Annotated in this window: 7 protein-coding genes and 1 pseudogene; 7 read left to right on the plus strand and 1 reads right to left on the minus strand. The window is 50.4% G+C overall.

Annotation, left to right across the window (positions count from 1 at the left end; translation table 11 throughout):
• On the plus strand, positions 1–543 hold the full coding sequence (locus tag TU82_RS22695) for an immunity 42 family protein (RefSeq protein ID WP_057725481.1): 543 nt from the start codon (positions 1–3) through the stop codon (positions 541–543).
• A gap of 238 nt (positions 544–781) precedes the next feature.
• Here TU82_RS22695 and TU82_RS28245 read toward each other — a convergent pair whose 3' ends face one another.
• Positions 782–1,030: a DUF6124 family protein gene (locus tag TU82_RS28245; RefSeq protein WP_082632065.1), complete on the minus strand. Its 249-nt coding sequence runs from the start codon at positions 1,028–1,030 to the stop codon at positions 782–784.
• 443 nt (positions 1,031–1,473) lie between these two features.
• Here TU82_RS28245 and TU82_RS22700 point away from each other — a divergent pair.
• The 6 genes and pseudogenes from TU82_RS22700 to TU82_RS28255 form a co-directional block, all read left to right on the plus strand.
• Positions 1,474–4,278 (plus strand): annotated as a pseudogene (locus TU82_RS22700) (DUF637 domain-containing protein); the annotation flags it as partial.
• Positions 4,271–4,627 (plus strand): hypothetical protein, encoded by a 357-nt coding sequence (locus TU82_RS28755; protein WP_084794884.1) that lies wholly within the window; start codon positions 4,271–4,273, stop codon positions 4,625–4,627. The pseudogene TU82_RS22700 and the gene TU82_RS28755, both read left to right, overlap by 8 nt.
• A complete protein-coding gene (locus tag TU82_RS28250) occupies positions 4,624–4,914 on the plus strand; it encodes a hypothetical protein (RefSeq protein WP_231982725.1) in 291 nt (96 codons plus the stop codon). Before TU82_RS28755 ends, TU82_RS28250 begins: the two co-directional genes overlap by 4 nt.
• Positions 4,915–4,962: 48 nt before the next feature.
• A complete protein-coding gene (locus TU82_RS28760; protein WP_156421687.1) occupies positions 4,963–5,118 on the plus strand; it encodes a hypothetical protein in 156 nt (51 codons plus the stop codon).
• Positions 5,102–5,389, plus strand: a complete 288-nt coding sequence (locus TU82_RS28765; RefSeq protein WP_156421688.1) for a hypothetical protein — start codon at positions 5,102–5,104, stop codon at positions 5,387–5,389. The genes TU82_RS28760 and TU82_RS28765 overlap by 17 nt, the downstream gene beginning before the upstream one ends.
• A gap of 222 nt (positions 5,390–5,611) precedes the next feature.
• Positions 5,612–6,244: a hypothetical protein gene (locus TU82_RS28255; RefSeq protein WP_082632066.1), complete on the plus strand. Its 633-nt coding sequence runs from the start codon at positions 5,612–5,614 to the stop codon at positions 6,242–6,244.
• Positions 6,245–6,529 lie beyond the last annotated feature (285 nt).

Here is a 6,529-nt window from a genome sequence, read left to right on the forward strand (position 1 = left end):
ATGATATTTGGTGACCCGCATAACTTTGCGATTCTGATACAGTACGTTCCAGAGTGGGGCGATAGTACATCCAAAAATGGAGTATTTCATTTCTGTATTGATGGGTGTTTTTTTCCGGAAGAAATAAACACGTCAACACTTTGGGTTGATGTTTATTCGCTGCTTGACGATTCGAATCCGTTGTATTTATTTCAGGATAATAAAGATATTTTTGAAAAAGATATTAAATCTGCTTTCAGCTGCATGCTCGGAATGATCGCCCCAGAACTAATAGGTGAAGATGAGTCTGAGGAGTTTGAGCAGGATTACAAATTTCAAGCGTCAACGGAGAATATAAATGACTCCGGATGTGTTGTTTTTGCTGTTTCGAATAATGACTTGGTCAGGGTTCTTGGTGCAAGGCACAGTAAGTTGCAGCAAGACGGAAAGGGTGGGTGTCATTGGGAGCGAATAGTGAATTTTGATATAAAAGAGGCGTTTGTTGAGAAAAATAAAATTAAGAATTTACTTGTTGGTGTGGAAAGTTACTATTCGTGTATATAGGTTTAATAACGAGAAAGTGGACGGGTTTATTTGGTTGGTTTGTTGGCGATTAGCTCTTTAATAACGTGGGTTTATTTTTTTGTGCCTGCTAGCTGATGGTTAGCCAAGGCGGATAGTCTATAAGACGACATTTTTTTGTAAGTGATTCAATTGTTTAAGTTTAAGTGGAGGATGGGGTAGGTCACGATGTCGAGTAAAACTGGGTAACCTACCCTCATCTCTTTTTCTCTATTAATAATCAGGGGGTTACTGGGTTTGCTTTTTTCAAAGCATCGTTCACTAGAAGGTGCGCGCTTTCGATTAGCTGGGCCAAACCAAAGGTTTGAAGTCGCTGTGATCCGCTTGAGGAAAACGCTTGTTCATTCGCCATTGCTGATGCCGAAGCCAAAAGCTCACTCGCATTCACTAATGCTTCTTCGGAGCTCAAGCCTGGCCTCACATTGAAAACACTGGTAGGAAAATCGTCATCATATATTTGCGTGTTCATGAGCGACACTCCTATGCACCACACATTGAACGAGCGTTAACGGCAGAGCGCGAACATCTCATCACGACTTTTACTTCAATAACTCGACAGTTTCGATTTGTAGAAAACATCCACTCGATCCTCAGACAGTTAAGAGCCACCACCTTCGTTGCGACACGAGTGGGTGGTGGACCGTGCGAGGGTCGCAAACCGGTGTCCGAGGGTACCGGCCGGGCAAAAGCCCGCCTCACACGGTCCACCATAGATGCGGTAAGCAGGCATAAAAAAAGCGCCTGCTACAGAGCTATGGCGCTACCGCGCCTCAGACTACTTCAGGTTGCGACACCCGGCCACAGGATTTACTGCGACGGGGAATCCTAGCCAAGTTAGTTCCTATGGCTCAACCTCGTCAGTTCGTGGGAAAAGTCCGAAGCTCGTGATCACGGCAATACGTCTTCAAAAATGATCCAGTTTTCCGACCGTCCGGCCAGCGCTACATCAACGGTCTCGCCAGCGACGACGCGCTGTTCCGCTACCTGATGGACAACGCCATCTCCTACAAGGACTCGCTCAACCTGCAACTCGGCGTATCGCTGACCGCCGAGCAAGTAGCGGCGCTGACCCACGACATCGTCTGGATGGAAGAGGCCGAGGTCAACGGCGAGAAAGTCCTGACCCCGGTGCTCTACCTGGCCCAGGCCAACAACCGACTGGCCCCCAACGGCGCGCTGATCCAGGGCCAGGACGTGAGCCTGATCAGCGGCGGCGACCTGCACAACAGCGGCACCCTGCGCGCCACCAACAACCTGAGCATGGTCGCCGGCAACATCGACAACAGCGGCCTGATGCAAGCCGGCAACCGCCTGGAAATGCTCGCCACCGACTCGATCCGCAACAGCCGTGGCGGCATCATCACCGGCCGCGACATCAGCGCCACGGCCGCGACCGGCGACATCATCAACGAGCGCACCGTCACCACCTTCAAGCGTGACGGCGAGCGATTCCAACTGCGCGACGACGTGGTCAGCGACGCCTCGCGCTTCGAAGCTACCGATACCTTGAGGCTCAACGCCGGCCGGGATGTGCTCAACGTAGGCAGCAATCTCAAGGCTGGCGGCAACGCCAGCGTGACCGCGGGCCGCGACGTAGTGATCGCCAGCCAGACCGAAGAAGACAGCGCCGCCTACCAGCGCCGCCGGGTCAAAAGCACTGAACAAACCCTGCTGCAACACGGCTCCAGCGTGGAGGTGGGCGGCAATCTGGCCATCGATGCCCGACGCGACATCGCCGTGGTCGCCAGCACCGTCAGCGCGGCCAAAGACCTGAGCGTCAAAGCCGGCGAAAACCTGACCCTGGCCGCTGCCGCCAACGAACAGCACGACTACTCCAAAGGCAAAAAAGGCCAGACCAAAACCACCACCCAACTGGACAGCGTCACCCAACAAAGCGCCGAACTCAAAGCCGGCGGCGACCTGATCGCCGTGGCCGGCACCGACCTGACCCTGGTCGCGAGCAAAATCAGCGCAGGTAACGAAGCCTACGTGCACGCCGACAACGAACTGCAACTGCTGGCCGCGCAAGACAGTAACTACTCGCTGTATGACATGAGCAAGAAAGGCGGGTGGGGCAGCAAGAAGACCCAACGGGATGAAGTGACCGATGTGAAGAATGTCGGCAGCGAGATCAAGACGGGGGGTGACCTGACACTGGAAAGTGGTGGGGATCAGAAGTATCAGGCGGCGAAGCTCGACAGTGGCGGTGATATTGCGATTGTCAGTGGTGGGGCGGTGACGTTTGAGGCGGTGAAGGATCTGCATGATGAGAGCCACACCAAGAGCAAAGGTGACTTGGCGTGGACGAGTTCCAAAGGCAAGGGCAACACCGACGAGACGTTACGCCAGACGCAGATGATTGCAGAAGGTAGCGTCGTGATCAAAGCCGTCGATGGCTTGAAAATTGACATCAAGCAGATCGATCAAAGTACGGTTAGCCAGACGATTGATGTGATGGTCAAGGCCGACCCGCAACTGGCTTGGTTAAAAGAGGCCGAGAAGCGTGGGGACGTGGATTGGCGCCAGGTTAAAGAACTGCACGACAGTTTCAAATATAGCAATTCAGGCTTAGGCGCCGGCGCACAAATCATCATTGCGATCATTGTTACGTACTTCACGATGGGGGCCGCCAGCGGTGTAATTGCCTCTGCGGGGGTGGGGACGTCGATGGCTAGTGCCACGGCTGCTTCTACCGCCGTGTCTGCTGCAGGCTGGGCCAATGCTGCGGGCAGCGTCGTGGCTGGTGGCATGGCGAGTAACGCTACGATCAGCGCCATCAATAACCGGGGCAACCTGAGCACCGTCTTCAAGGATGTGACTTCCAGCGACGCGATGAGGGGCTATGTAGTATCCGGCGTCACGGCTGGCTTGACTGCTGGTGTATATGACAAATGGACCGGCACTCAGACCGGTACTTCCACAGCACTACCCAACTCAGGTGCGGTTGCGACCGTAAGTCCGTTGAGCACTTGGCAAGGCGTGGGGCAGTTCACGACTAACCAGGTACTGCAAAACGGTACGTCCGTATTGCTGGATCGAGCGCTCGGAGGGGAGGGCCGCCTGGGTGATGCGTTGCAAAATAGCTTGGCCAATGCATTCGCTGCCTACGGTTTCAACCTGATTGGCGATACCACCAGAGGTCACTTGGCCGATGGGGGCATCGCCAAGATCGGGCTACATGCAGTGATGGGCGGGTTGGCGGCTGAGGCCTCGGGAGGGGATTTCCGCACGGGCGCTCTGGCAGCTGGCGTGAATGAGGCATTGGTAGATAGCCTCTACAAGAACTACGCCGACATGCCCGATGACCAGAAGAAACGTTTGCTGGTCATGAATTCGCAGGTGGTCGGTGTACTTGCTGCATCGGTACAGGGCGATGCTGATGCGCAGAGCTTGCAAACTGGGGCTTGGGTTGCGCAGAACCTGACGCAATACAATTTTCTGGAGCATCTGCCACCAGGTTTAAGTGAATACGGATCAGCGGCGACTACTCTGGCAAAGGACATGGTAGAAAAAGGTGCCACTAACGACCAAATTGCCCAAGCACAGCTGGAGCTGGCCCGAGGGCAAGGTTTTGAAGGGGTTCAACCGGCTAATGAGTTCGTCAAGGCTTGGGCCTATTTTATGGCCGGTGAGCTCACAGGTGCGGGGCTGGCGGCTGTATTAGGTCGGCTTGTGGTGGGGGGGGGCAAAAGGCACACTGAACACACCCTTGCTTGATGAGTTAACTGCTAATAGTGTGAAATTTATCCCAGAGAATGTCATTGCAACGACTCGCAGCTCTAGCGGGAAAGTTGTATTTCTAGAGACTGGAAACTCAAAAGCTGGGTTGCAGCACATTATTGAGGAGCATGGCAGCCAATTTGCTCAGATGGGTGTGTCTGAGGCTCAGATTCCGGGCGTGGTAATGAAGGCGGTTTCTGAGGGTAAGCTTGTTGGTTATCAAGGCTCAGGAGTTGGGCGCCCAGTTTATGAGTTAATCATTAATGGACAGCCGCAACGAATTGCTGTGACTGTTGGCGACAACGGCTTTGTTGTCGGTGCAAATCCAAGAGGGAGTGCTAAGTGAAAAAGATAAAGTTGATGGCTGATTATCAGTGTCACCCACTTTGGAATATGTCCCCTGACGAGTATGGGGACATAGATCCTTGCGACCTTCCTATCTCTAAAGAGCTCCAGCTGCGTCTATCAAAGTGGGCCAATATGTACGATGAAACATTGGATGCAGATTACCCTCCAAACTCTGGATTCAAGAGTGAAGAATTAGAGCGAGAATTCAAGCGAGAGGGAGAGCGATTAGCTGAAAGTTTGAGAAGCGAACTCGGTCCGGCTTTTTCTGTTTCGCTAAAGGTTTAGTTTGTGCAAAAACAACAGGTTTTGCTGGAAAGGTAGCAGGCGATATTTATGAGAAATTTATTCCCTGATTTGTACTCTGACATTGTTTCAGGTGTGTCAGCAGCAGGATTCTCTTTAGGTGAATCGTTTTCCAGTGTTAGCGAAAAAATTGGGGAAGTTGAGTGGTATGGTCCGGAAGTAGCTGTTCGTGACATTTCTTCTTAAAAATAACTATTGGGTCGGAATTAGGAGAAGGGTCGGTTTCGGTAACGAGTTTATATCTTCATATCGATTTATGAATGAGGCGGTCTCGCTGTACTTCGAAAGTAGTGGGAGGCTTTATAGAACTCCCGTAGGTGAAGGGTATCGTGGAAAATTTAATAGTGTCAGCGTGGGGGATGATCTTCGGGTATTAGAAATGGAGTTTGATGTTTTGTTTAATGATGCAGATGATGACTTCCTTTTAAAAAAATGGGAGCATATTGATGGGGATTAGTTTTGTTACAGATTACAGGGCTTCCTTGGAAGATGCGCCAGAACAAGTTATCAATTTCATATCAATACATGACTGGTCTTTACGATGAAGTAGTGGGTAGATCACGTTTTTCAAAAACCCGTCAAAATAAATTTTCCGAAAAATGGGGTCAGACCACTATTCTTCTGGCGGAGTACTAAACGTGGTCTGACCCCTATTTTTCCTGTTTTTCTGGAAAACACTATGACTACTAATATTAAAGTTGTAAGTACACCAGATATTTCGATGATTAACGAAGTGATTGGCACTATTTATGCGTCAGAGTATTCTGAGTTAGTACTATCGGCAGCTAGCTTTTTAGTAAGTGATGTTTTAAAGGGGGCGCTGATTGGTGTGCTGGGCTTTGTTTATAGTCTGATCAATAAGAACATGCCTGATTATAATGTTTGGTTGTTTTTAGGTAACTCTGCTTGGCAGCCTGACATGAGAATCGTGCGCTATCGAAAATTGTGGGGAGCGCTGAAATTTCGAGGAAATGTAGTTTTGGGCAATGATTCATATGAATCTGTCGTTGAGGCTGCTGGGAAGCTAAAATTTTTTGGAGCTTTACGCCTTTCAGAGCTATCTATCGCAACTGTAATTGATGTGGTTGTTGATGAACGTTGTTCGTATATCGTAGCATTGCCAAAGAATTTTAAGGTGCAAAGTGCTCTTAATATTGGATGGTCTGGAAATTTGTCTGAGGATTTCGGTCTTTGTTGTTGTGTGTGTGAACAAAAAGGGTTGCTTATTAAGCAGGTCGGTGAGTTTGATGATCGTGAGCGAGGTTTTGTATCTATTGGTTTGCCAGGACTCATAGAAAAACTATTGAATTAAATCGGTGAAAAAGGGGGCGCAGCGCTATCAAATCAATGGATAAAACATGCCGATTTTATCCGTCTTCGACGTCCACTGGGCAGCCTTCAGCTTCATTAAGGGGAAAAGGAAAATGGGGTCAGATCACTATTTTTCTGGCGGAGCACTAAATGTGGTCTGACCCTGAGGAATCCCCACAAATTTACCCTAAGCTCTGCGCTTGATGGCGCACCTCATCATGCAGAGCCCGTTCCAATATTTCCAAGTGTCCTCGGCCTCCAAAGTCTGTGCAGCTTCGCCAGTATT

The organism is Pseudomonas orientalis, from assembly GCF_001439815.1.
Classification (GTDB): Bacteria; Pseudomonadota; Gammaproteobacteria; order Pseudomonadales; family Pseudomonadaceae; genus Aquipseudomonas; species Aquipseudomonas orientalis.